Annotated in this window: 14 protein-coding genes, 1 tRNA gene and 2 pseudogenes; 11 read left to right on the top strand and 6 right to left on the bottom strand. The window is 68.0% G+C overall.

Annotated elements, in window-relative coordinates; genetic code table 11:
• Positions 1–115: 115 nt before the first annotated feature.
• Positions 116–1,069 (bottom strand): PIN-like domain-containing protein, encoded by a 954-nt coding sequence (locus tag ACTOWY_RS11320; protein ID WP_441309559.1) that lies wholly within the window; start codon positions 1,067–1,069, stop codon positions 116–118.
• Positions 1,070–1,211: 142 nt separating this feature from the next.
• On the opposite strand from ACTOWY_RS11320, the gene ACTOWY_RS11315 reads away from it, so the two are divergent.
• The 4 genes from ACTOWY_RS11315 to ACTOWY_RS11300 are packed head-to-tail and all read left to right on the top strand — an operon-like array spanning position 1,212 to position 9,520.
• Positions 1,212–2,864, top strand: coding sequence for a TIGR02677 family protein (locus ACTOWY_RS11315; RefSeq protein WP_441309558.1), 1,653 nt, complete (start codon positions 1,212–1,214; stop codon positions 2,862–2,864).
• Positions 2,861–4,066 carry a TIGR02678 family protein gene (locus ACTOWY_RS11310; protein ID WP_441309557.1) on the top strand — a complete coding sequence of 402 codons (1,206 nt, stop codon included), beginning with the start codon at positions 2,861–2,863 and terminating at the stop codon, positions 4,064–4,066. The genes ACTOWY_RS11315 and ACTOWY_RS11310 overlap by 4 nt, the downstream gene beginning before the upstream one ends.
• On the top strand, positions 4,066–8,169 hold the full coding sequence (locus tag ACTOWY_RS11305) for a TIGR02680 family protein (protein WP_441309556.1): 4,104 nt from the start codon (positions 4,066–4,068) through the stop codon (positions 8,167–8,169). The genes ACTOWY_RS11310 and ACTOWY_RS11305 overlap by 1 nt, the downstream gene beginning before the upstream one ends.
• A gap of 43 nt (positions 8,170–8,212) precedes the next feature.
• The gene (locus tag ACTOWY_RS11300) at positions 8,213–9,520 is read left to right on the top strand and encodes a Wadjet anti-phage system protein JetD domain-containing protein (RefSeq protein ID WP_441309555.1); all 1,308 of its coding nucleotides are present in this window, start codon (positions 8,213–8,215) and stop codon (positions 9,518–9,520) included.
• A gap of 172 nt (positions 9,521–9,692) precedes the next feature.
• On the opposite strand, the gene ACTOWY_RS11295 is transcribed toward ACTOWY_RS11300, so the two are convergent.
• On the bottom strand, positions 9,693–9,863 hold the full coding sequence (locus ACTOWY_RS11295) for a hypothetical protein (RefSeq protein ID WP_441309554.1): 171 nt from the start codon (positions 9,861–9,863) through the stop codon (positions 9,693–9,695).
• A gap of 546 nt (positions 9,864–10,409) precedes the next feature.
• On the opposite strand from ACTOWY_RS11295, the gene ACTOWY_RS11290 reads away from it, so the two are divergent.
• On the top strand, positions 10,410–13,184 hold the full coding sequence (locus ACTOWY_RS11290; RefSeq protein WP_441309553.1) for an AAA domain-containing protein: 2,775 nt from the start codon (positions 10,410–10,412) through the stop codon (positions 13,182–13,184).
• 336 nt (positions 13,185–13,520) lie between these two features.
• Here the strand turns inward: ACTOWY_RS11290 and ACTOWY_RS11285 are convergent.
• Positions 13,521–14,682: pseudogene (locus tag ACTOWY_RS11285) on the bottom strand (IS3 family transposase).
• A 208-nt stretch (positions 14,683–14,890) separates the two neighbouring features.
• Here ACTOWY_RS11285 and ACTOWY_RS11280 point away from each other — a divergent pair.
• The gene (locus tag ACTOWY_RS11280; RefSeq protein ID WP_441309552.1) at positions 14,891–16,420 is read left to right on the top strand and encodes a recombinase family protein; all 1,530 of its coding nucleotides are present in this window, start codon (positions 14,891–14,893) and stop codon (positions 16,418–16,420) included.
• 38 nt (positions 16,421–16,458) lie between these two features.
• On the opposite strand, the gene ACTOWY_RS11275 is transcribed toward ACTOWY_RS11280, so the two are convergent.
• A tRNA-Leu gene (locus ACTOWY_RS11275) sits at positions 16,459–16,541 on the bottom strand.
• Positions 16,542–16,690: 149 nt separating this feature from the next.
• Between ACTOWY_RS11275 and ACTOWY_RS11270 the strand changes: the two genes are divergently transcribed.
• The 5 genes from ACTOWY_RS11270 (at position 16,691) to yhjD (ending at position 22,726) form a co-directional block, all read left to right on the top strand.
• Positions 16,691–17,515: an exodeoxyribonuclease III gene (locus ACTOWY_RS11270; protein ID WP_441309551.1), complete on the top strand. Its 825-nt coding sequence runs from the start codon at positions 16,691–16,693 to the stop codon at positions 17,513–17,515.
• A 123-nt stretch (positions 17,516–17,638) separates the two neighbouring features.
• Positions 17,639–20,140, top strand: a complete 2,502-nt coding sequence (locus ACTOWY_RS11265; protein WP_441309550.1) for a bifunctional FO biosynthesis protein CofGH — start codon at positions 17,639–17,641, stop codon at positions 20,138–20,140.
• 173 nt (positions 20,141–20,313) lie between these two features.
• Positions 20,314–20,571 (top strand): hypothetical protein, encoded by a 258-nt coding sequence (locus ACTOWY_RS11260; protein ID WP_441309549.1) that lies wholly within the window; start codon positions 20,314–20,316, stop codon positions 20,569–20,571.
• A 38-nt stretch (positions 20,572–20,609) separates the two neighbouring features.
• Positions 20,610–21,641, top strand: coding sequence for a tryptophan--tRNA ligase (trpS, locus tag ACTOWY_RS11255; protein ID WP_441309548.1), 1,032 nt, complete (start codon positions 20,610–20,612; stop codon positions 21,639–21,641).
• 59 nt (positions 21,642–21,700) lie between these two features.
• Positions 21,701–22,726 carry an inner membrane protein YhjD gene (gene yhjD, locus ACTOWY_RS11250; protein ID WP_441309547.1) on the top strand — a complete coding sequence of 342 codons (1,026 nt, stop codon included), beginning with the start codon at positions 21,701–21,703 and terminating at the stop codon, positions 22,724–22,726.
• A gap of 29 nt (positions 22,727–22,755) precedes the next feature.
• Here yhjD and ACTOWY_RS11245 read toward each other — a convergent pair.
• Together ACTOWY_RS11245 and ACTOWY_RS11240 are read right to left on the bottom strand one after the other, a co-directional pair.
• Positions 22,756–23,895 (bottom strand): annotated as a pseudogene (locus tag ACTOWY_RS11245) (RNA polymerase sigma factor).
• 8 nt (positions 23,896–23,903) lie between these two features.
• Positions 23,904–24,311 carry a YciI family protein gene (locus ACTOWY_RS11240; protein ID WP_441309853.1) on the bottom strand — a complete coding sequence of 136 codons (408 nt, stop codon included), beginning with the start codon at positions 24,309–24,311 and terminating at the stop codon, positions 23,904–23,906.
• Positions 24,312–24,498: the final 187 nt, after the last annotated feature.

Raw genomic sequence — 24,498 nt, 5'->3', positions numbered from 1 at the left:
GAAGGGCGGCCACGCGTGGTCTGCTGTGTCTGTTCACATCGGCTTGGTGGACGACAGGTCAGAGGTGCTGCGGCCATCCCTCCATGTGGACCGCGATGCTTGCGGCCGCAGCCTCTCAGTTCGCGTCGTGGAGGAACGTGGGCAGTGGGCGCAACAGGCCGGCAGGCGTGGTCTCGGCCCAGGCGCGGTCGGGGTGCCAGACCTCCGACCCTGCGAGGTGTTCGATGTACGAGTGGAGTTGGCTAGCGCCGATCACGAGGAACGGGACACCCGCCTCTTCGTGCATCTCATCGACGAGCAGGCTGTGCGCCCCCACCGGCCTGCCTCCGCGATGCTCGACCCAGCCGAGGTTCTTGTGGTCTTGGGTGACGAACACGATGGGCTTTCGGGGCTCCTGGTTCCGGGCGAGCTGCATAATCTGGTGCCAGATGATGCAGTCATTGGCGCGCTGCCCCGGTCGATGCTTCCGATCCGCATAGCTCGGCGGCCGCTTGGACTTAATCCGCGCGGTCGAATCGGTTATCCAGGCGCTCCGCTCCTCTGGAGTGGGTGCCGGCCCGACTCTGCCCTTGATCAGGCGCTCGAGTCGCTGATTGATGCTCTCAAGTTCTTCCGGAGTGCGAGGTGATGGCCTCGCGGCGTCGCCCCTATTCTGGGCAAAGTTCACCATTTCCTCGGTGGCTGCGTGAAACTTTCTGACAGCCAGCTGTTCTGCTTGCCGCTCGACTTCGTTCCTACGCATACTCACCCGAAGGCGCAACAACTTCTGCTGAATTCCGCGGCGAAAACTCTCTCCCTGCTCCACCGTTTCCTTTCGGAAGTCGTTCTCGACGGTGGCGCCGCGGCCGGTGATCTCCAGCATGACCTGGTGTGGGACCCAGATCCGGTCGCGGACAGACCACAGGTCGTCGAGCACTGTTTGCGCACTGGGGACTGGCCGGTAAGCACACAGGATGTAGCTGGAGTCGAGCACCAGCGTTCCGGTATTGAGGTCGGAGAGGTGAATTCTCCAGTCAACTTTCAGTGTTAAGTCACCAACATCGTCCTCGGCTGCCGGTTCGCCGCTCACCAAACCTCCCTAGAGAATTGTGGATCCCTCGGCCGTCAAGCCTTGTTATGCTCCGGCGGAGAGGTGGCGGGTACCCTACCACCGATCAGTCGGGGGACTGAGTCGAATAGGTGCGCATGTGTCGCAGGAGGGGGAGGCGGGAGTGGCGGATGAGGACGGCGTCAATCCTGGGCTGCGTTTGATTGCGCAACAAACGGAATCGTCACCAGAACCGGCCACAGCCGAGCCGCTTTCACCCGACCGCCTGCCCGGCCAGATGAAGGTGGTGGCCTACCTCAACGCCGACAACGCAGCCTTCTACCGGCTGTTGCTCGACGAACTCCTGGCCGAGGAAGCACGTCTCGGCCTTCACCTGCCGACCCTGGAGATCGAGCAACGCGTGCTGCTCCGGCTCGCGCAGGTTCCTGATGCCCCTGCTTTGCCCAAAGTGGACACGTTGCTGGAACAGCTTTACAGCTGGGGCAACGTCGACCGGATCCAGAACACCCACCGCAAAGGCAGCTACCAGGAGTACCTTCGGAAGGACTACCTCTACCAGCTGACGCCAGCCGGTGCGCAGGTGCACCGCTTCCTGACAGCCGTCGACGCCGAGCTGCAGGCGACCGGCGCCCTGCAGTCCTCGATGCTGCCGGAGGTGCTGAAGGCGCTGCACGAACTCGTCGGTCAGCTGATGGCAGTGGACAAGAAGCCTCCGCTGCGGGAGGTCTACGCGACCCTGCAACGGATCATCAACGGCTTCACCCGGCTCTCGGAGAACGCCAAGCTGTTCATCCAGGGTCTAAACCGGGCCTTGGAGGTGGACACCGAGCTGTCCGAGGAGGTTTTCCTCGCGTACAAGGACGTTGTCGTGCTCTACCTCCAGACGTTCGTGATGGCGCTGGTCAACTACGCCTCCGCCATCACGCAGGCCATTGAGCAGGCGGAGCAGGGTGGGATCCTGGTGCTCCTCCCGGATCTGGCTAGGTTGGAGGCCGCGCCCGCGCTTGGCATGTCCCAGCAGGACGTGGCCGACCAGGACGCTGAAGTCATACGCCAGCAGTGGCACGGCCTGCGGAGCTGGTTCTTCGGGGAGCTGGACCGGCCGCCGGTGGCCGTGATCCTGCAGGACCGCGCCGCGGATGCGGTCAACCGCATCGTGGCGACCGTGCGCAGGCTCAACGATCGGAGATTCCGCAGGCTCAACCGCGCGGCCGACCTGCTGACGCTGGCCACGTGGTTCGCGGGCACGGAATCCGGGTTGGAGCGCGCGACCCTGTGGCGAAACGCCTTCGGCATGTACTCGGTGCGGCACCTCGGCACTGCGCACGCGGTTACCAGCGAGCTCGACGTGCGGCCGAAGATGAGCTGGTGGGACACACCAGCCGCGCCGGTCGAAGCCAGGTTGCGCACACAAGGTCCACGGGCGACGACCGGCAGGCCCGCCGGCGTTGGTGATCCCAGAGAGGCGAAGCGCCGGCTGGCCGAGCGGCAAGCGGCCGAACAGGCTGCCAACGACGCCGCGATCACCGTACTCGTCAACCACACACCATCCCACCTCTCCGCGCTGCCGGTGTTGTCGGAGCAGGAGTTCGACCTCCTGTTGAGCTGTCTGGCGGTCGTGGTGTCAGCTCGCGCCGATGGGGAGGGGGTGCGCACCGGGCGCACGAGCGACGGCAGGCTCCGCATTCAGCTGAAGCCCGGTGCCGGGGCAACGTCAGGCGTGCCGGAGGTAGCGGTCGTGCGAACCGCCAGGGGGCGGATGGCCGTGCAGAACTTCGAGCTGGACGTGCGGGACCAACGAGAAGGTGCGCGATGAACAACGAGCTGGAAACCGAGAACTTGTGGCTGGCCGCGCGGACCCTGCTGGTGCGGCCCCTGCTGCGGTCGGGCGGTCCGGACGCGGCGGTGGCCGCGATCATCCGGCGGTCGCCATACCGGGAACAGCTGCAGAGCTGGTTCGAGCACAACCTCGGATGGAAACTCGTGGTCGATCGCGACGTGATCCGGCTGCACAAGGTGCCGGTGTCCGCTGCCACCGATGAGCGGGAGGCCCCCAACCAGCGTTGCTGCGTTCTGTACTGCCTGGCCCTCGCGGCTCTCGAGGAGTGCGGGGAGCAGACGGTGATCAGCGAGCTCGGCGAGAAGGTGAGTTCGCTGTCTGCCACCAGAGTCGAGATCCCGACCTACGATCCCGCCGAATTCCGGGATCGACGTGAGCTGACCTCGGCCATCCGGCTCCTGGTCGAGCACGGCGCCCTGGTGCCCACCCAGGATGACGCGGTGACGCAGCAGGACGAGCGGAGTTACCTGCACGGTGCGGGCAACGCCCTCTACGACGTGGACCACCGGGCGGCAGCCCTGCTGCTCGCCTGCCCGGTTCCGCCCTCCCGAGCCGGCACACCGAGTGGCCTCACCCAGGAGGCGGTGCCCGACACGGTTGATGGTCTCAACCGCCGCAGGCGGCATCTGTTGATGCGCAGGCTCGTGGACGATCCAGTGCTCTACCTGGCGGAGCTTCCTGAGGATCAGCAGAACTACTTCCGCACCCAGCGGCCCATGCTGGTCCGAGAGCTCGCCGACATGCTCGACGTCCGGGTGGAGGTGCGCGCGGAAGGCGCCGCGATCATCGACGATGAGCTGACCGGGCTGAGGTTCCCGTTCGAGCGCACTCCGCAGTTCGCGGCCTTGCTGCTGGCCGACGCGTTGGCCGAGGAACCGGGCGTGCAGACCGGGCAGAGTGCGGTTGTGTCCGATCTGAGGCTGATCGAGCTGTCGTGGAGCCTTGCGGACAAGGTAGCGGAGAAGGTCAAGACCATCGAACAGCTCCCGGTGACCCCCACGGCGGTGCTCAGCGTTGCGCGGACCGTGCTCGTCATGCTGCGACTGGCCGAACCGGTCCAGGGTGGTCTGAGAGTTCTGCCCGCCCTAGCCCGGTACCGGGATGCGGCACGCGGCAGCGCACGGCTGGCTCAGTCCACCACCGTGCCCACATTGCCCGGTACGGGGGGAGCAAACTGATGACCACCACCGCACTCGAGAAGGAAAAAATGGCAGCGGCGCTTTCAGCGCTGCTCGCGGGCGAGCCCCCGAAGCCCTGCCGGGAGCGATTCCAGCCATTACGGCTGGGACTGCTGGGCATCTGGCAGTACGACGAGCAGGAGTTCGTTTTCCACGACGGCCGCATGGTGCTGCGCGGGCGCAACGGTAGCGGCAAGACGAAGGTGCTCGAGGTCACCAGTCCGTTCCTGTTCGACGCCAACCTCACCGCACGACGGCTGGATCCTTTCGGGAGCGCGGCCCGGTCGATGCGGGACAACCTGCTCTACGGCAGCAAGAGTCACCAGATCGGCTACGTGTGGTGCGAATACGGGAGGCTGCAACCAGATGGAACCATGCAGTACCTCACCCTGGGGGCTGGTATGCGGGCCCAGGCGGCGAAGAACGGGTCGCCGGACACCTGGTACTTCCTGACTGACCAACGGGCGGGGGTTGACTTCAAGCTCTACGACAGCGCCAGAAGACCGGCCAACGACAAGGTTCTGGCGGAGCGGCTTGGCCCGCACCAGGTGTTCAGCACCGCTGACGCGTACCGGAGAGCGGTGGGCCGGGACCTGTTCGGCCTGACACCGGACCGCTTCCGTTCGCTGGTGGAGCTGTTGATCACTCTCCGGCGGCCCAAGCTGAGCGAGAACTTCGGCGTTGAGAAGCTGACCGCATTCCTCAGCGATGGCCTGCCTCCGGTTGACTACAACCTCGTCGATGAGCTGGCCAGGGGGTTCGATGAACTCGCGCGGGACCAGGAGGACCTCCAGAAGTTGGAGCACACCAAGCGAGAGGTCGACCGTTTCCTGAACGGATACCGGGTCTACGCCCGGAAGATGGTCCGCTACGTGGCGGGCAAGGTCCGTGCGGCAGTCACCAGGTTCGACGACGTGACCAGGCAGAAACACGCTGCCGAGGCGAAGCTGGCTGAGTCGGAGAAGACTGTCGCGCACCTGGAGGCCCGCGCTGCGGAGCTGCAGCTGACAGCCGGGCAGGAGGCCGCCCGGATCCGGACTCTGGAGCAGCGGCCCGAAGTGGCCCAGCATCAAGCAATGCTGCTCTTGCGCAAGCAGGCCGCCACGACCGAGGAGCAGGCGCGCCGGGCCAAGGCGCGACTCGCGGATGCCACTCGCGAGTTGGAAAGCATGGCGGAGGAGCTTGCCGCTGCCGAGCAGGACCTGGCAGTTTCGCTGGCCAGGCAGGAGGAGCTGAACTGCCGTGCCGGCGAGGAAGCCGAAGGGTGCGGGCTGAGTCTGGAACACGAGGTCCAGGCCGAACGGCTGCACGACGATTCCGCCGCTGCCCGCCGAATTCTGGAGGCAGTGGTCGATTCCCGGCGCAGCGCTGTCCGGGAGACCCGTCGGCTGGTTCGTGTTGTGGATCAGGCGCAGATCAGTTTCGACCGGGCGCAGGCAACCCGAGACGACCTGGTCGCTCGGCGGGAGGCCGCGGCGGACGCCGTGGAGCGGCAGCAAGGCCAGCTGAACGAGGAGATCGAGGCGGTCAGCACCGCGGTTGTGTCGTGGGCTGGTGAATGCCGGGAACACCGCTGGTCCGACAGCCAGCTCGATGGTCTCCTCGACTCGGTGAAGCTGGCAGGTGAGCCCGGCGCGCCGGTGCTCGCCGAGCTGGTCCGGCAGCACTCGGCCGTGCTTGAAGGAGAGCTGTTCCGGGAACGAGCCCAGCACGAGCAGGCACTGAAGGCGTTGCGGGACAAAGAGGGTGAGCTGAATCGACTTCGAGAGCAGGTGGTGGAAGAACGGGATCTGCCCCCACCTCCGCCGTTGGTCGAGCGCAGGGACCGCATGGCAGGTGTACTGCCGGGTTTGCCGTTGTGGCGCTCGGTGGACTTCTCCGATGACGTTGCCGAGACGGTGAGGAACCAGGTCGAGGCTGCATTGCTGGGCGCTGGACTGCTCGACGCGTGGTTGACCCCGGAAGGGTCGGTACTGGCGGCGGACACCCTTGACGTGGTGCTGCGGCCGGGAAAGGCGTTGAAGGATGGTGTCACCCTGGCCGCCGTGTTGCGGCCGGCCCAGCAGGGGGAAGTCGCCGAGGACGTCGTGCTCGATGTGCTGGCTGGCATCCGCTACGGAAGCAGTGCGGCCCCGAATCAGGAAGAAGTGGCCATCGGCGCCGACGGCAGTTGGACTGTCGGACTCCTGTCCGGCCGCACACGAGGCGGACCTGCCAGCTACATCGGAGCGACCGCGAGGCAAGCGGCCCGGCAACGCCGACTGGCTGAACTCGATCTCAAACTCGCCGAGGTCGCGCAAGCCATCGAGATTCTGAACGAGCTGCTGGGGCGGGTGACCACCCGCCGTGCCCGGCTGCTAGAGGAGCGGAACTCCTGCGCCACCGACGAGCCGGTCCGGGCAGCCCGGGCGGCACTCGACGCAGCCATCCGGACGGCAGCGCAGTTCGCTGAGGAAGCAAGGCGGTCAGAAGAACGCCTGCTGGCAAAGCGAGATGAGTTGCGGACCGCTGTCGCCGCGTTGGATTCCTACGCCGGCCAGCACACCCTCGGCACCACCATCGCGGCCCTCGACCATGCCGACGCCGCGTTGACGAGCTACCGCGAGGCGGTCGCTGACCTGATGGCCCAGGTAGCTCAGACCCGGAACCAGCAGTCGAGAGCCATCGCGGCGCGAAGCCGAACTGATCGTCAGCGAGCCCGGACCCAGACCGTGACAGAGGAGCACGAGCAGGTCCGCGCGCTCGCACTCGACCTGGCCATGGAGTACGCCACGCGGCGGGAGATGAGCGGTGCCAGCGTGGACCAGGTGATGGCCGAACTCGAGACGGCGCGGTCCACGCAGAACCGTATCGCGGCGGAGAAGAAGGAAGCCGACAGCCGGGGACTGGCCGCCGCGCAGGAGCTCGGTGCGGCGCGAAGCACCCTGCAGGCCATCGAGCACGACCGCCGTCGGCGCGAGGAAGATCGGCTCGCAGCCGTGGCCGAGTTCGACAAGGTACGGCGCCAGGGTTTCCTGGAACTGGTGCAGGTGTTCGGCATGTCCTCCGGAGCCGTGTCTCTGACCAGGAGCGTCGACGAGGCCAGGCAAGCCGAACAGGTTCTGCACGAGGAGGACATCTCGGAGAAGGCCCGCAATGCCGGGCGGAACCAGGTCGACGAACGCTTCCGCGAGTTGACGCGCCAGATCGATGGGCCGGACTGGCGGCCGTGGGGGGACAACGACGGCGAGCTGTTTGTCGTGCGGGTGACTCACAACGGACTGGACCGCACGGTCCCGGAACTGGTCGACCTCATCCAGAACGAGATCGAAACCCGCCAGAGTTACCTCGACGAACGGGAACGCCGTCTGTTCGCCGAGGTTCTGCTCGGTCGGATCGGCGAGCACCTGCGCCGGTGCCGGGTTGAGGCGAACAGTCTGCGTGATCGGATGAACCACCTGCTACTCAAGCAGCCGACCGCCTCCGGCATGCAGATGCGGCTGCGGTGGGAACCTGACCCAGAGGCGGGACCGGACGTCGGGCGGGCCATCCTGCTGCTCGACCAGCAAGCGACCCGGTTCCTGACCGATGAGGCCCGGGATGAGCTGGTCGGCTTCCTGTCCGCACGGGTGCGGCAGACCCGGGACAACGACCAGGTCGGCGATTGGCGTGTGCACCTGCGTGAGGCGTTGGACTACCGCAAGTGGTCACGCTTCCGGCTGGAAGTTCGGCACGGGGCCGGTGGCAGGTGGGCGGACCTGACCGACTCCAAGCACCAGCAGGGATCTGGCGGGGAGAAGGCGGTCATGCTCCAGCTCCCGTTGTTCGTCGCGGCCGCGGCACACTACCAGGGAGCCGCGAAAACCGCGCCACACCCGATCTACCTGGACGAGGCATTCGCCGGCATCGACGCGGAGATGCGTGGCAGCTGCATGAAACTCCTCGGTGACCTCGACCTTGACTTCATCCTGGCCAGCCATGATGAGTGGGGGTTCCACGCGGAGGTGCCAGGGCTGGTGACTTACAGCCTGTTCCGCGACCCGTCCGCCCCGGGCGTGCTGACCACCCCATTCGTGTGGGATGGGGTGACGAGCCACCACCTGGACGACCCGGCCTTGCAGTGAACGGCACAGCACACCGGCAATCTGAGGACCGACAGAGCGATTGATGGCTGAACTACCCGAGGAACTGCAGTGCTGGACCGCGCTTCCTGGCCCGGCGAAGTTCCTGAATTTCCTGCACGAACGTCTGTTGAACGGCGGCAAGTTACAGAAGCCGCTGGTGCTTGCCAGAGACCGGTTCACCGAGGATGAGCGCCGGGAGATCGAGGAGCTGTTCGGAATTGGCGCGGTGAACGAGCGTTCGGTGAACCTCGTGCTGGCCCAGCAGCGGCTCGACGACAGCCGCTTCCCGGTGAAGCTCGTCAATCTGGTCTCTGGCGTGTTCGGTGAGGTGATTACCAGATCGGAGCGGAAGCGGGCACGCGACGCGGCGAACACGGCGGCCGCGGACGTGGCGCGGCAAGAGATGCTGAACCTGATGAGGGATGTGCCTGAACTCCAAGAGGAGTACCACCTGCTGCTGAATCTTCCTTCAGCGCCGACCAAGCGAGTGCCAGTGGGAAGTCGAACCAGGGCTGGGACATGGAGCACGTACGGAACCGCAATCCGGGCTGCTGCCGTGTGGTGGCCACGCCACCGGAGCGGCATCGAGACTCGGCGGAAAGGGCTGGCGGCCACCGCGCTCGGTGGAGCGAAGACTTGGACCAAGAGTGGACGCCTGGCTTTCCAGAACCTCATTGGCATGCCAGTAGACGAGGCGACTGCCCCGTCGGACACGGAGATGCGCCTTCGAGGCCCGCTGCTGTGGAAGCTCAAGTCCGTCATCGTCGATGCGAGCCTTGGTAATCCTTGGGTGAGCGTTCCGGCGAAAGGCATTGTGAACCACGGTGACCTCGACAGTCAGCCAGTGGGGATCCTGTTGATCGAGAACGATGAGAGCTTCGAGCAGGCGTGCCTGATTTCGGAGGTCACCGCCCGCTGGCTGTGCGTCTGGGTGCAGGGATTCGCCAGCGACGGGCTGATCGAGTTCATCCGGAAGTTCAACGACCCGATCCTGGCGGCGTGGTGCGATCTCGACACTTACGGCATCGAGATCATCAGGAACGTCATGCGGGAAGCAGAACGGGAGGTGTTTCCCGTGGGCATGGAGCCTGAGCTATGGGAGCAAGCTCCGAAAAGGTGGGAGGCAGCCGAGAAGCAATCCCAGTTTCGCAGGCAGGCCGAGCAACTTGCCAAGGACGGGCCACCGCTGCTGCGACCGCTCGCCAGGGCGATGGCCACTACCGGAGAACGTGTCGAGCAGGAGGAGCTGTCTGTCAACGACGCGGTGATCCCTACCCTGGAACACAGGCTTGCGGAGATCGAGCAAGCGGCCGGGAACCGGCTCAAGGTCAGGCGTGTCGAGGGCGTCTGACAGGGTGCCAGCCCCCGGCGACGACCTCTTGCCAACCCGATCGGAGCATTGGTCTCGTGGTCCGGAGGCGTAGCGGCGCGGCCGTGAGCTAGTGGTTGGCCTTGGCCACCGCTCGGTCGCAGTAGGTGGCCAGCAGCCGGGGGCGCGTACATGTCGGCCGGGTACGCACCGGTCACGTGCACGCCATGCGGTTCAACTCCGCCCGCAGTGCTTCGCACAGGCTGCGGACGGCGTTGACGGTGCCGAAGGAGTTGACCGCCATGTGGTGGTGGAAGGTGTCGGTGGGCAGCTCGGTGAAGCAGCCGCGCAGCACCGTGCCGGCGCAGAGCACCGCATCATGCACCGGGCGGTGCAGGGCGCGGCCAGGTGGGGTCTGTCGCGGGTGATCACCGAGACGCTGGTGCCGCGAGCGGTGAGTTCGCGGGCCAGGGCCAGGTCGATGCCGCTGGAACCGCCGGTGATCAGGAGGTGCCGGTCGGCCCAGGTCCGGTGCCTCATCGAGTGCCTCCCAACAGACCGAATTCGGTAATGCACCCGGCGAGCAGGCTGACCGCCCTGTGGATCTCCGCCTCGGTGTGTTCGGCGGTGACGAAGAACCGGCGCCGGTCCTGGCCATGGGGACTGCGGGCGTGACCACTTTCCGTCTCGGTGCGAATGCTGATCCTGGTCCGTTCGGTCAGTTCCCACTGGCTCAGACAGCGCCGGAGCCGGTGGCTGCGGACGGACTCGCCGAAGGTCGCCGGATGGTGAGTCGCCGCCGGTCAGGTATGGGGATCTCCACAGTGGTAGGCCGACTCGACGGTGTACCTGAGTGGTCGCGCTGAGTGACGTACGATCCCAGGTACAGTCGCACCCGGGGGGACGTGTGGTCGATCCACGACGTGAAATCGTGCTGATTCGCCAGAACCAGGCCCAGCCGTTCGTGGACGAGACGCCGAAGGTGGCTCGTCACACGTTCCTCGGCGGTGGCCGGGTCGAGATCGCCTTCCGGAGTGGCAAGGCTTACCCGTACGGGCTGAGCCGGGTGCTGATCCTGCGTGCAGAACGGGACCCGGTCCGGCTTGCGGAGGGCGACCGGGCCGAGGTCAACGGAGTCATCTGGGAAAGCGCGACCGAGATCGTGACCTTCGTCGACCGGGCCGGGGCGGGTGCGTGGTCCCGGATCTTCTACCGGAGGCAGAAGGGCGAATCATACAGCACCTACCCCGCCAACCAGGTCCGTGTGCTCACCTCGCCCACCCGGGAGCTGGCCGCGAGCAACGTGCTGCGGTACTGGCGTGACATCGTGCGCCGTGTCCCCGCAGACGATCCACTGAAACCTGCCTACGAGCGGCTGACCTTCGTCCACCCCGAGAGCGCACTGGGCGCGTTCCTGACCGGCGGCGCGATCACCGCGCGGGAGCTGCATGCCGCCCCGATCTTCCCGTTCCGCTGCAACATCAGCCAACGGCAGGCGGTCGAGCACGGCCTCACCCGCTCCGTCTCGGTCATCGAGGGACCGCCGGGCACCGGCAAGACCGAGACCATCTTGAACCTGATCGCCAACATCATCACCGTTGAGGGCAAGACGGTCGGCGTGGTCTCCGCTGGCAACACCGCGGTGGACAACGTCCGGGACAAGCTGACCGAACTCGGTTTCGGCCACGTGATCGCCAACCTCGGGCGCCGGGAGAAGCGCGCGGAGTTCTTCGCTGGACAGGCTGAGCGCAACACCCAGGTCAGCGCGCTGATGCAGCAGGTGCCGCCGACACCTGACCTCGAACGGCTGGCCACCCTCGACCGCCGGCTGCGCCAGCTGCAGGCCGCCGAGCGCACCCGGGCCGAACTGCGACAGGAGCTGGCCGCGTACCAGCTGGAGTTGCGGCACTTCGAGCAGCACCTCCAACAGGCCGACCTGCCTGAGCTGACCGACCTGCCGCTGCTGCGGCGATCGGCCGGCCGGATCCTGGACTACCTGGCCGAGTCCGAACTGGAACACCTCGGCGCCCGTCCGGGCCTGCTGCGCCGGATCACCAGGTACTTCAGGTACGGCTCCCTGCGCGGACTGGATCCCGGCGACACGAGCGTGGTGCTCCGGCTGCAACGGGCCTACTACGACAAGCGCATAGCCGAGCTGACGGCGGAACAGGAGCGGATCGAGACCACGCTGCGGCGAGCCGACTTCGACCAGCTGGTGCGCGAGCACCAGACGCTGTCGCTCCAGGCCCTGCGCGCCGACCTCGGCCGCCGGTACCGCAGCCGGGCCCGCACCACTTACCAGGAGGACACCTACCGCCGCGCGGGCACCTTCTCGGGCTTCGCCGCGGACTACCCGGTGCTGTTGAGCACCTGCCATTCCTTACGAGCCAGCATCGCCGCTGGTGTCCTGCTCGACTACTTGATCATCGACGAAGCGTCCCAGGTCAACCTGCTGGTGGCCGCGCTGGCCATGTCGGCCTGCCGCAACCTGGTGGTGGTCGGCGATCAGAAGCAGCTGGCCCCGATCGCGCCGGCGGCCGCGGCCGAACTCGAGCCGCCTGACCCCATCTACGACTGCCGGGAGCACAACCTGCTCTCGGCACTGGGGCAGCTGCACGGCGACCGGCTGCCACACACCTTGCTACGTGAACACTACCGATGCGATCCGGCCATCATCGGGTTCTGCAACAAGAAATTCTACGACGAGCAGCTGATCCCGTACACCAGTAGTGGCTCCGACCGGCCGTTGCTCGTGGTGCCGACGGCCGAGGGCACCCACATGCGCCGGCCCGACAGGGGCGGCCGCTTCAACCAGCGCGAGGTGGATGTCATCGCGCTGGAAGTGGTCCGGGACCACTGCCTCGGCGTGGCCGACTCCGAGATCGGTGTCACCACGCCCTACCGCCTGCAAGCCGAGCGGGTCAGCGGGGCGCTCCTGGGCAGCGTCGCGGACACCGTGCACAAGTTCCAGGGCAGGCAGAAGCCGGTGATCGTGCTGAGCACTGTGCTGGACGAGACGGCGAGCGGCCGGAGCGGCCTGCCCTTCGTGGACGATCCACGGATGATCAACGTGGCGGTGTCCCGGGCTATCCGCCGGTTCATCCTGGTGACCAACCACGCCATGATGCCCACCAGCCGCCACATCCGTGACCTGGTCGGCTACATCCGCTATCAGAACCTCGGCGAGGGCGTGGCTACCAGTGCGGTGCTCTCGGTGTTCGACCTGCTGTACCAGGAGTACTCACCCCGGCTGCGGGCGCTCGCGGCCCGGTTGCGCGGTGTGATCCCCGAGCGCTCCGAGGACATCATTTGGACTGTGCTGCAAGAGATCCTGGCCGAGCCGCGGTACCAGCACCTGACTGCGGTGAGCCAGGTGCTGGTGAGCAACCTGTTGGCTGACCGCAGCAGGCTCACGCGGGCACAGGCGACCTACGTGGGGAACCGGGCCTCCGTCGACTTCGTGGTGTACAACCGGGTCACCAACGAGCCGCTGCTGGCCGTGGAAGTCGACGGCTTTAAGCACCACGAGAACAACCCGGCCCAGCTGGCCAAGGACGCGATGAAGAACGACATCCTGGACCGCTACGAGTTGTCCTGGCTTCGGCTGCCCACCACTGGTAGCGGCGAGCACGGCAAGATCCGAGTAGCGCTGGACCGGGCCGAAGCCGGGCAAGCTCGGGCGGCAGCCGAACCAAGATCACGGTAGCGGAAACCATTGGGCTGCAACGGCTCACAGCGCCGGGCGGCGGTCCTGCCAGGGTGCCTCGATCTCCAGCCGCGCGGCCACCCGTAACAACAGGTCCTCTCGCCTGGGCGCGCCCACCAGCTCCGCACGGACCAGGTGAAGTCGGCCACGCCGCCGAGGGCGACCTGCCGGTCCGCGGGTGTCACCTCGGCGCCCAGCGGGCTCAGGGTACAGTTGAGCGGTTCCAAGTCAGCCGCGGTGACCTCGCGGCCCAGCTGGTCCAGGGCCAGGTCGCCCAGGATGGCCGGGAAGCCGGGGTCTACGTGGTGTCAAGCCCAGGGTTTCATGGAGACTGGATTAGTTGGTTTCCAGGGATGCGGTAACCAGACGGGTGATCGTGTGTAGTGCTTCATACTCGGCGGACGGGACGTGCCCAAGCTCGCCGTGCAAGCGCCGGTTGTTGAACCAGTCGATGTACTCGACAGTCGCGATTTCCAGGTCGTCAAGGCCACACCAGGGGCCACGGTTACGGATGAGTTCGGCCTTGTACAACGAGTTGAACGCCTCCGCCAGCGCGTTGTCGTAGGAGCCGCCCTTGGAACCGACGGAGGCGACCGCGCCGGTGTCGGCCAACCGCTGGGTGTAGCGGATCGCCCGGTACTGCACTCCGCGGTCGCTGTGCTGGACCAGGTCCGCCAGGTCCGCGCCCTCGGCCCGGCGGCGTGCAGTGCGTCCAGGGTCAGGTCGGTGTACAGGGCTGGTGGCGACCTGCCAGCCGGCGGCAGTGCGGACATGGGTCAGATCCGCGACCCACAACTCGTTCGGGCCGGTGGCGGTGAAGTCGCGTTCGACCAGATCACCCGGCCGTCCGGTCTCGGCGGCCGACTTGGTGGTGCGCGGGGACTTTTCCCGCAACAGTCCGCGAAGCCCGCTGTCACGCATGGGCCGTTCGACCATGCACCGTGCCCTGCCGGTTCAGCTCCGCCCAGACCTTCCTGGCCCCGTAGACGCTGTAATTCGCTTCGTGCACCTGCTCGATCTTCTCGGCCAGCACCTGGCCCCATGCCGTGCGGGCGGACTCGGGACGGGCCAGGGTGGCGTGGTAGGTAGACGGTGCGATTTCGGCAGGCGTCCCCTCAATGGCCTCCAAGACCGGCTGGACACCATGCTCTGTCCGCTGGGAGTCAACGAACTCGACCTTCATCGTGATGGACGGTCCATCTCCGCCCCGAAGAAAGACGCCGCTGACTTCAGGATCTGGTTCGCCCGGCGTAACTCAAGCACCTCGCGTTCCAGCTCAGTGATCCTGGCCGCTTCCGTTGAGGTCGTTCCCGGCCGTGCTCCTTCATCGGTCTCGGCCTGCTTCACCCACATCCGCAACGCTTCGGGAGGGGGCACCGAGCTGGTCCGCAATCCGCTTGACCGCCCCACCGGCCGAGGCCGGGTCCCGCCTGGCCCCAACCGCCAGAAGCGTCGCCCGCTCACGCAACTCGTCCAGGTATTTCCGTGGTGCCGCCACGACTGCGAATCCTCCGGGTGTTCGATGTCTCCATCAAACCCGGGGTGGGACATCCGGCCGTGGTGTCGGCAGCAGTCCTGGTAGTCGGTAACCCAGCCGAAGCTGGTGTGTCTGGTATGGCCTGGTCTGTTCGGGTGGTACCGGAATTTCCGACGTCATGCGGCGCGCCCGGCTGCTGTCTCGACTCTGAGCAGCGAAGGGAGCCGAGATGACGGCGCTGACCGGTGCGGAGTTCGTGGAAGCCCTCGCCGCTCGCCGTCGCGGCTCGGTGCGACTTTCCGGCGGGGCGAACGGCTGCGGTATGCGGTTCGCCTTCTATGGGCGGATGTCGACCAGCGAGTTCCAGGATCCGCAGACATCCCGGGCGTGGCAGCGGGCGGTATCGGATGAGCTGGTTGAAGGCTTCGGCGAGGTCGTGGTCGAGTTTTTCGATGAGGGTCGGTCGCGGCGGTGGTCGTGGTGGGACAGGCCGGCGGCCTCGGCGTTGCTGGCGGCCGCAGAGCGGCGGGATCGTGAGTTTGACGCGGTTGTGGTGGGTGAGTATGAGCGTGCTTTCGCAGGTGGTCAGTTCCGGCAGGTGCTGGGGCGGTTGAGTGCGCTGGGTGTGCAGGTGTGGTTGCCGGAGGCTGGTGGTCCGGTGGAGTTGGACAGCCCGGTGCACCAGGCGTTGATGGTTCTCTTGGGTGCTCAGGCTCGGCGGGAAGTCGCGCGGGCGCGGCAGCGGGTGGTGGCAGCCATGCGTGCGCAGACCCGGCTGCAGGGCCGCTTTCTCGGTGGTCGTCCACCGTATGGGTACCGGCTGGCTGATGGCGGACCGCACCCGAACGCCACTCATGCGAGATGGGGTCGGCGGGTGCATGTGCTGGAGCCGGATCCGGTGACCGCGCCGTGGGTGCGGTGGATGTTCGCTCAGCGTTCCAGTGGGCGGTCGGTGGCTTCGCTGACGCGGGAGTTGAATGAGCGTGGTGTGCCGTGTCCGTCGAGTGTGGATCGGGCGCGGAATCCGCATCGGTCGGGGCAGCGATGGATTGTGCGAACGGTGGCGGAGATTCTGGAGAATCCGCGGTACACGGGCCGCCAGGTGTGGAACCGGCAGGGCAGCAAGGGCCACGGCGCTGGTGGACGCGTCGGTGGCCGAGGTGCCGGGAAGGTGAGTGTGAATCCGGTCCAGAAGTGGGAGGTGTCGGAGAGCCTGGCTCACGTCCCGTTGGTGGATGAGGCCATGTTCGTGGCGGTCCAGGGGATCCGGGCTGGACGGCTCACCAAGAACGGCGACCGGCGGGAGTACATGTTGGCCGGGTTGGTGGTCTGCGAGGTGTGTGGTCGTCGGATGGACGCGCATTGGGTTCACGACCGACCTGGCTACCGCTGTCGCCACGGCTACACCAGCGGCACGCCCCGGCCCGTGGGAGCGGCGCGCAACATCTACGTCCGCGAGAATCTTCTCGTCGAGGCTCTGTCCGGCCTGTTCAGAGACCTCCAGGCCGCCGAGGACGCACCGCTCACTGTCGCCGAGCACCTTCGTCGGCACGGGCTGGAGATCGTCTGTGGTAACCAGAGTCGACATCTGCGGCGGCTGGCACAACCAGCGATAGTCAGCCAGTTGGCGGTGCTTGGCCAACCCGCGCTCGAACTGGATTGGAGCGCAGGGGGTGCTGGGACAGGTCGTCGGGCACAAGCAGTAGTCAGTAACCGGGATGCACTGCCGTCGGGGCACGAAGAACTAATCCCGACGTAGATCAACCCCACAGTTCGCGAATCCGTGGGGTAAGTGAGTGTCCGAGGGGGGACTTGAACCCCCACCCCCTTTCGGGGACTAGCACCTCAAGCTAGCGCGTCTGCCATTCCGCCACCCGGACCGGTGGACGGACCCCGTTGACCAGCGTCAGCGGGCTCCGTCCCGCCCAGCCTAGCGCACCCCCACCGTCACCCCCGCCACGGGGCGCTCCGGCCGTGGTTCCCGCGTGGTGGGCTGGGGGTTGTCGGGGGTGGTGGTTACCCTCGCGCCGTGCTGACCGTCTCCACCGTCAATGTCAACGGCCTGCGTGCCGCCGCCAAGAAGGGCTTCCTGCCCTGGCTCGCCGCCACCAGCGCCCAGGTGGTGTGTCTGCAGGAGGTGCGGGCCGAACCGGGGCAGCTGACCGAGGAGGTGCGGGAACCCGAGGGCTGGCATGTGGTGCACGCGCACAGCGAGCTGAAGGGGCGGGCGGGGGTGTCGTTGCTGACCCGGGAACAGCCCTCCGCCGTGCGGATTGGCTTCGGCGGAGCCGAAAAAGACGGGCACAGTGGCGTGGCCGAGTTCGACCGCAGTGGGCGTTATGCCGAGGTGGATCTGCCTGGGCTCACCGTCGGCAGTCTGTACCTGCCCAGTGGTGATGTCGGCACCGAGCGCCAGGACGAGAAGGAGCGGTTCATGGCCGCCTTCCTGCCTTACCTGATCGAGCGCCGGGAGAAGGCCGCGGCCGAGGGGCGGGAGGTGCTGGTCTGCGGGGACTGGAACATCGCGCACCAGGAGATTGATCTCAAGAACTGGAAGAGCAATCAGAAGGAGTCCGGGTTCCTGCCCGAGGAACGGGCCTGGCTGGGGCGAGTGCTGGGCGAGGGCGGCTACGTGGACGTGCACCGCGCGCTCCAGCCCGAGGGGCCTGGGCCGTACACCTGGTGGTCCTACCGCGGCAAGGCCTACGACAACGACTCGGGCTGGCGGATCGACTACCACCTGGCCACCGCGGGACTGGCCGGACGTGCCCGGACCGCGGTGGTCGAGCGCGCCGCGACCTACGCCGAGCGCTGGTCCGACCACTCGCCCGTCACGGTGACCTACGCCGACTGATCACAGCCGCGTCGCATCGGGACTCCCTGGTTTCTTATTCCCGAATTCTCGGTGATATTTGGTACGACGCCCTCGGCCCGCGCGTCGTTCCCTCCGGTCACCACCGGTGCCTAGGCTGCTGTGGTGACCGCGGATGATCAGCGACCCAGTCCATCGGCGATCCGGCGCGCGCTTCGGCGGGCCAGGGACGGCGTCAGCCTGGACGCGGCGGAGGCGGCGGTGCTGCTGGCCGCGCGGGACGAGGAGTTCGAGCAGCTGCTGGCCGCCGCGGCGACTGTGCGGGACGCGCATCTGCGGGCCGAGGGCCGCGAGGGCCTGGTCACCTACAGCCGCAAGGTGTTCATCCCGCTGACCCGGTTGTGCCGGGACCGCTGTCACTACTGCACCTTCGTCACCGTCCCGCACCGGGTGCCCGGCGCCTACCTCGAACGTGAGGAGGTGCTCGAGATCGCCCGCCAGGGCGCAGCCATGGGCTGCAAGGAAGCCCTGTTCACCCTGGGCGACCGGCCGGAGGAGCGCTGGCCGCAGGCCAAGGAGTGGCTGGACGAACGCGGTTATTCCTCCACTGTGGACTACGTCCGCGCCTGCGCGATCGCGGTGCTGGAGGAGACCGGGCTGCTGCCGCACCTCAACCCCGGCGTGCTGAGCTGGGAGGAACTCCAGCGGCTCAAGCCGGTCGCGCCCAGCATGGGCATGATGCTGGAGACGACCGCGACCCGGCTGTGGAGCGAGCCGGGCGGCCCGCACTACGGCTCGCCGGACAAGGAGCCCGCGGTCCGGCTGCGCTCGATCACCGACGCCGGCCGGGTCGGCGTGCCGTTCACCACCGGCATCCTGATCGGCATTGGCGAGAATCTCACTGAGCGCGCCGAATCTTTGCTCGCGATCCGCCAGATCGCCCGGCAATACGGGCACATCCAAGAGATCATCGTGCAGAATTTCCTGGCCAAGCCGGGCACCGCGATGATGCACGCGCCCGACGCCGACCTGCGCGAGCTGGCCGCCACCGTCGCGGTCGCCCGGCTGCTGATGCCGTCGGGGGTGAGCGTGCAGGCGCCGCCGAACCTGGTCGGCAACGAGCACCTGCTGATGCTGCGGGCCGGTATCGACGACTGGGGCGGCGTGTCCCCGCTGACCGCCGACCACGTCAACCCGGAGAAGCCCTGGCCGCAGATCGAATCGCTGGCCGCGACCACGGCCGAGGCCGGGTTCACCCTGGTCGAGCGGCTGACCGCGTACCCGAGGTTCGTCCGCCAGGGTCAGCCCTGGTTCGACGTCCGGGTGCTGCCGCACATCACCGCGCTGGCCCAGCCGGGCGGACTGGCCGACATGGCCGCGCCGGTGGTCGGGCACGAGTGGCAGGAGCCCGACGGCGGACTGACCGGCACCGGCCGGGTCGACCTGAACACCAGCATCGACACCGAGGGCCGCACCGGGGACCGCCGCGGCGACTTCGACTCCGTCTACGGCGACTGGGACGAGTTGCGCAGCCAGGCCGGTGGCGCGGTCACCCCGGAGCGGCTGGACGAGGACGTGCGGGCCGGATTACGGCTGGCCGAGTCCGATCCGGCCGCGCTGCTGGCGGAGCGCAACGCCGCCGCCGCGCTGGCCCTGTTCACCGCGGACGGCCCGGCGCTGGAGACCATGACCAGGCTGGCCGATCAGCTGCGCGCCGAGGTGATCGGCGCGGACGTCACCTACGTGGTCAACCGCAACATCAACTTCTCCAACGTCTGCTACGTCGGCTGCCGCTTCTGCGCCTTCGCCCAGCGGGAACGCGACGCGGACGCCTTCCGGCTGTCCCCGGAGCAGGTCGCCGACCGTGCCGAGGAGGCCTGGAACGAGGGCGCCACCGAGATCTGCATGCAGGGCGGCATCGACCCGGAGATCCCGGTCACCGGCTACGCCGACCTGGTGCGCGCGATCAAGGCCCGGGTGCCCGGCATGCACGTGCACGCGTTCAGCCCGATGGAGATCGTCAGCGGCGCGACCAAGGCCGGGGTGAGCATCGCGGAGTGGCTGACCGAGCTGCGTGACGCGGGGCTGGACACCATCCCCGGCACCGCCGCGGAGATCCTCGACGACGAGGTCCGCTGGGTGCTGACCAAGGGCAAGCTGCCCACCGCGACCTGGCTGGAGGTGGTCGGCACCGCGCACAAACTGGGCATCCGCTCCAGCTCCACGATGATGTACGGCCACGTCGACCACCCCGGGCACTGGCTCGGGCACCTGCGCACGCTGGCCAGGCTGCAGGACGAGACCGGCGGCTTCACCGAGTTCGTGCCGTTGCCCTTCGTGCACCGCAACGCCCCGATCTACCTCGCCGGGGTGGCCCGTCCCGGCCCGACCCGGCGGGACAACCGGGCCGTGCACGCGATGGCCCGGCTGGCCCTGCACGGGCGGATCCGCAACATCCAGTGCTCCTGGGTCAAGCTCGGCGACGAGGGCACCGCGGACGTGCTCACCGGCGGCGCGAACGATCTCGGCGGCACCCTGATGGAGGAGACGATCAGCCGTATGGCCGGGTCAGAGCATGGTTCGGCCCGCACTGTCCAGCAGCTTCACTCGATCGCGGCCGCGGTGCACCGGCCCGCGCGACAGCGCACTACCACGTATGCCCAGTAGATGATCAAGTAGCCGGGTGAAAGCGGGTTGTCACCAGCCCGCTACTCTGCCTCACGTAACGAAGGTGCAACCGGCGGCAAATATGAGCGGGTTGACACGTTCGGTAGCTTTTCCCCGCAGAACCACAGGTACCCTCACTCGAACGGGTTAACCGTGCTTTGGGAGGAACGCTCGTGAGCAGCCGCATCGCTCGTGCCGTCCCGCGCGTGATCACCACGCTCGTGGTCGTCCCGGCAACCGGTCTTCTCGCCTCCGGAGTCGCCGACGCAGGCGAGACCGCGCAGGCCGCGGTCGCCGCGTCGGTGGGAACCACCGGCCTGGTGCCGATCGTCGCGGTCGCCCTGGGCGTCGGCGGCATGGTCGCCGGGGTGGTGCGCGGTCTGCGTGGGCAGACCAAGGTCGACCCGGCCAACGAGCGAATCAACCCGTAGCTCCCACGGCCATCGCGGCACCTGCGAGAATCGCGGGCGTGCCAAGCGACGTGTCCACCCCCGTGGCCGAGCCCCGTCCCCGGGTGCTCTCCGGAATCCAGCCCACCGCCGACTCCTTCCACCTCGGCAACTACCTCGGTGCGCTGCGGCAGTGGGTGGCCCTGCAGGAGGACCACGACGCCTTCTACTGCGTGGTCGACCTGCACGCGATCACCGTCGAGCAGAACCCGGCCGAACTGCGCCAGCGCACCAGGGTCTCGGTGGCCCAGCTGCTCGCGCTGGGCATCGACCCGGAGCGGGCCACCCTGTTCGTGCAGAGCCACGTGGCCGAGCACGCCCAGCTGGGCTGGGTGATGCAGTGCCTGACCGGCTTCGGCGAGGCCGGGCGGATGACCCAGTTCAAGGACAAGTCGGCCCGCCAGGCCGCCGAGCACGTCAGCGTCGGGCTGTTCACCTACCCGATCCTGCAGGCCGCGGACATCCTGCTGTACCAGGCCAACCGGGTGCCGGTGGGCGAGGACCAGCGCCAGCACCTGGAGCTGACCCGCGACCTGGCCAACCGGTTCAACTCCCGGTACAGCCCCACCTTCACCGTGCCCGAGGCGCACATCGTCAAGGGCACGGCCAAGATCTACGACCTGCAGGAACCGACGGCCAAGATGAGCAAGTCGGTCCCGGCGGGCGTGATCGAGCTGCTGGCCGACCCGAGGGCCTCGGCGAAGAAGATCCGCTCCGCGGTCACCGACACCGAGCGGGAGATCCGCTTCGACGCCGAGCACAAGGCGGGCATCTCCAACCTGCTCACCATCTACTCCTCGCTCACCGGCAAGACCGTGGCCGAGCTGGAGGCGCAGTACACCGGGCAGGGCTACGGGGACTTCAAGAAGGACCTCGGCGAGGTCGTGATCGAGTGGGTCACCCCGATCCAGGACAAGGTCAAGGCGTACCTGGACGACAAGGCCGAGCTGGACAAGATCATGCAGCGCGGTGCGGAGCGGGCCAGGCACGTGGCCGCCCGCACGCTGGCCAAGGTCTACAAGAAGGTCGGCTTCCTCCCGTTGGGCGGCTGACTGCGCCGCGCGGGTGAGTTGATCAAGCAGTGCCGGCTCACCCCGGTTAGCGTTCCGGGGTGAGCACCGAGAAGCCGTCCTGGTTCGGCAGGCAGCGGGAGCGTTTCCCCTGGCTGGACCACCTCGTCCGGGCCGGTGGGCGCTACCAGGAGCGCTACGGCGACCACTACGCGGCCGCGATCACCTACTTCAGCGTGCTCTCGCTGGTGCCGGTGCTCATGGTCGCCTTCGCCGCGGCCGGTCTGGTGCTCTCCGGCAACACCGAGCTGCTCGACCAGGCCAAGGCCGAACTGGCCGCCGCGGTGCCGGACAAGGCGCTCAGCGACACGCTGACCAAAGCCGTGCAGCAGGCGATCGACCAGCGGTACGCGGTCGGCATCATCGGTCTCGCGGTCGCGCTGTACTCCGGCATCGGCTGGATGACCAACCTGCGTGACGCGATCACCGCGCAGTGGGGCCAGGCCCGCGAGGAGCTGCCGCTGCTGCGCACCTACCTGGTCGACTTCCTGTCCCTGATCGGCCTCGGCCTGGCGCTGGTGGTCAGCTTCGGGCTGACCACGCTGGCCCAGGGCTTCGCCGAGGACCTGCTCGACCTCGTCGGCCTGCACAACCAGGGCCTGCCCAGGGTGCTGTTCATCGGCCTGGCCGTGCTGCTGTCGGTGGCGGCCAACTTCGGCGTGTTCCTCTGGGTGCTGGCCTGGCTGCCACGCAAGCGGGTCAGCGCCCGCAGCGCGCTCAAGGGCGCGCTGGCCGCGGCCATCGGCTTCGAGCTGCTCAAGCAGGTCGGCGGCATCTACCTGCGCAGCATCAGCGCCAGCCCGGCGGGCGCGGCCTTCGGCTCGCTGCTGGGTCTGCTGGTCTTCATCTACCTGGTCTCCCGCTTCCTGCTCTTCGTCACCGCCTGGACCGCCACCGCGCGGGACAACCTGGCCGCGGAGCCGATCCAGCCACCGCCGCCCGCGGTGATCCGGCCGGTGGTGGAGGTGCGTGGCGGCCCCGCGCCCCGGCAGACCGCCGCCCTGCTGGGCATTGGCGCGGCCGTGGGACTGCTGCTGCGCGGGCTGTTCCGCTCCCGGCGGGACTGAGCGGGCCGGCGAAGCCCCCGGAACGGGCGTCAGCGGCCGGCGTTGAGCCGGGCGGCCTGACGGGTCAGGTGGGCGACCTCGGCCAGGTTGGTGGCCTGCTGGGCCGCCTCGGCGTAGAGCCGGGCCGCGGTGGCCAGATCGCCGTCCCGCTCGTGCAGGTAGGCCGCCACCGCGGTGTAGCGCGGCAGCGAGCCGTCCAGCGCGGCCAGTGCCGCCAGCCCAGCCCGCGGTCCGTCGGCCTCGCCAACGGCCACCGCCCGGTTGAGCCGGACGACCGGGCTGTCGGTCAGCTGCGCGAGTTCGTCGTACCACTCCACGATCTGCACCCAGTCGGTCTCCGCGGCGGCGGGCGCGTCGGCGTGCAGGGCCGCGATGGCGGCCTAGGCCTGGAACTCGCCCAGCCGGTCCCTGGCCAGCGCCGCCTGCAGGATCGTCACGCCCTCGGCGATCAGGGTGGTGTCCCACCGGCCGCGGTCCTGCTCGGCCAGTGGCACCAGCTCGCCCTCCGGCGTGGTCCGGGCGGCGCGCCGGGCGTGGTGCAGCAGCATGAGCGCGAGCAGCCCGGCCACCTCGGGGTGGTCGATGGCGGCCGCGAGCTGCCGGGTGAGCCGGATGGCCTCGGCGGCCAGGTCGACGTCGCCGGAGTAGCCCTCGTTGAAGACCAGGTAGAGCACGCGCAGCACGGTGGCCACGTCGCCGGACTGGTCGAAGCGCACCTCGGCGACGGTGCGCTTGGCCCGGCTGATGCGCTGCGCCATGGTCGCCTCGGGCACCAGGTAGGCCTGGGCGATCTGGCGGGTGGTCAGCCCGCCCACGGCGCGCAGGGTGAGCGCGACCGCGGAGGAGGGCGTCAGCGACGGGTGCGCGCACAGGAAGTAGAGCTGGAGCGTGTCGTCCGTCGCGGGCGCCGGACCGGGCGCGGGCTCCTCCTCGACCAGGTCCTCCCGCCGCCTGCGGGCGGTCTCGGCGCGGGTCGCGTCCAGGAACTTGCGCCAGGCCACGGTGACCAGCCAGCCCTTGGGATCCCGCGGCTGCTCCGCGGGCCAGACCCGGAGCGCCTCGACCAGTGCGTCCTGCACGGCATCCTCGGCCGCCGCGAAATCCGCTCCGCGACGGACGAGGATGCCGAGTACTCCCGGGGTGAGGCTGCGGAGCAGGACCTCGTTCAGCACCGAGGTCATTCGGTGACGGTCGGCGGCACGCCGTAGAACGGGCGCACCTCGAGCCACTCGTGGATCGGCTTGCCACCCGCACCTGGCGCGGCGGACAGCTCACCGGCCAGCTCGATGGCCCGTTCCTGGCTGTCGACGTCGATCACCATCCAGCCCGCGATCAGGTCCTTGGTCTCGGCGAACGGGCCGTCGGTGACCGGCGGGCGCCCCTCGCCGCCGTACTGGACCCACAGGCCCTCGGGGGCCAGCGCCTGACCGTCGACGTACTCGCCGGTCTTGGTCAGCCGGTCGGCGAAGTCCTGCATGTACTGCACGTGGGCCGAGATCTCCGCCGGGGTCCACTGGTCCATCGGCACGTTGTTGACCGCTGCCGGGGCGCCGCTGTAGTGCTTGAGCAGCAGGTACTTGGCCATCGGGTTCTCCTCGGTGCTGGTGCGACCCATTGTGGTCGCTTTCACGGCAGGGACGGAGCAGGCCGCGGGATCTCGACATCGCCGCCCAAGATTTCTCGGATTTTCTTCGCCGAACACCCTGAGCTGCGAAGAGCCCGGAAAAGCACGATGCCGCCCTCCCGGCGTGTGGGAGGGCGGCATCGTCAGG

Origin of the sequence: Crossiella sp. CA198 (assembly GCF_052078295.1) — a bacterium.
Taxonomy (GTDB): Bacteria; Actinomycetota; Actinomycetes; order Mycobacteriales; family Pseudonocardiaceae; genus Crossiella.
This window is presented reverse-complemented; position numbering and strand designations above follow the sequence as displayed.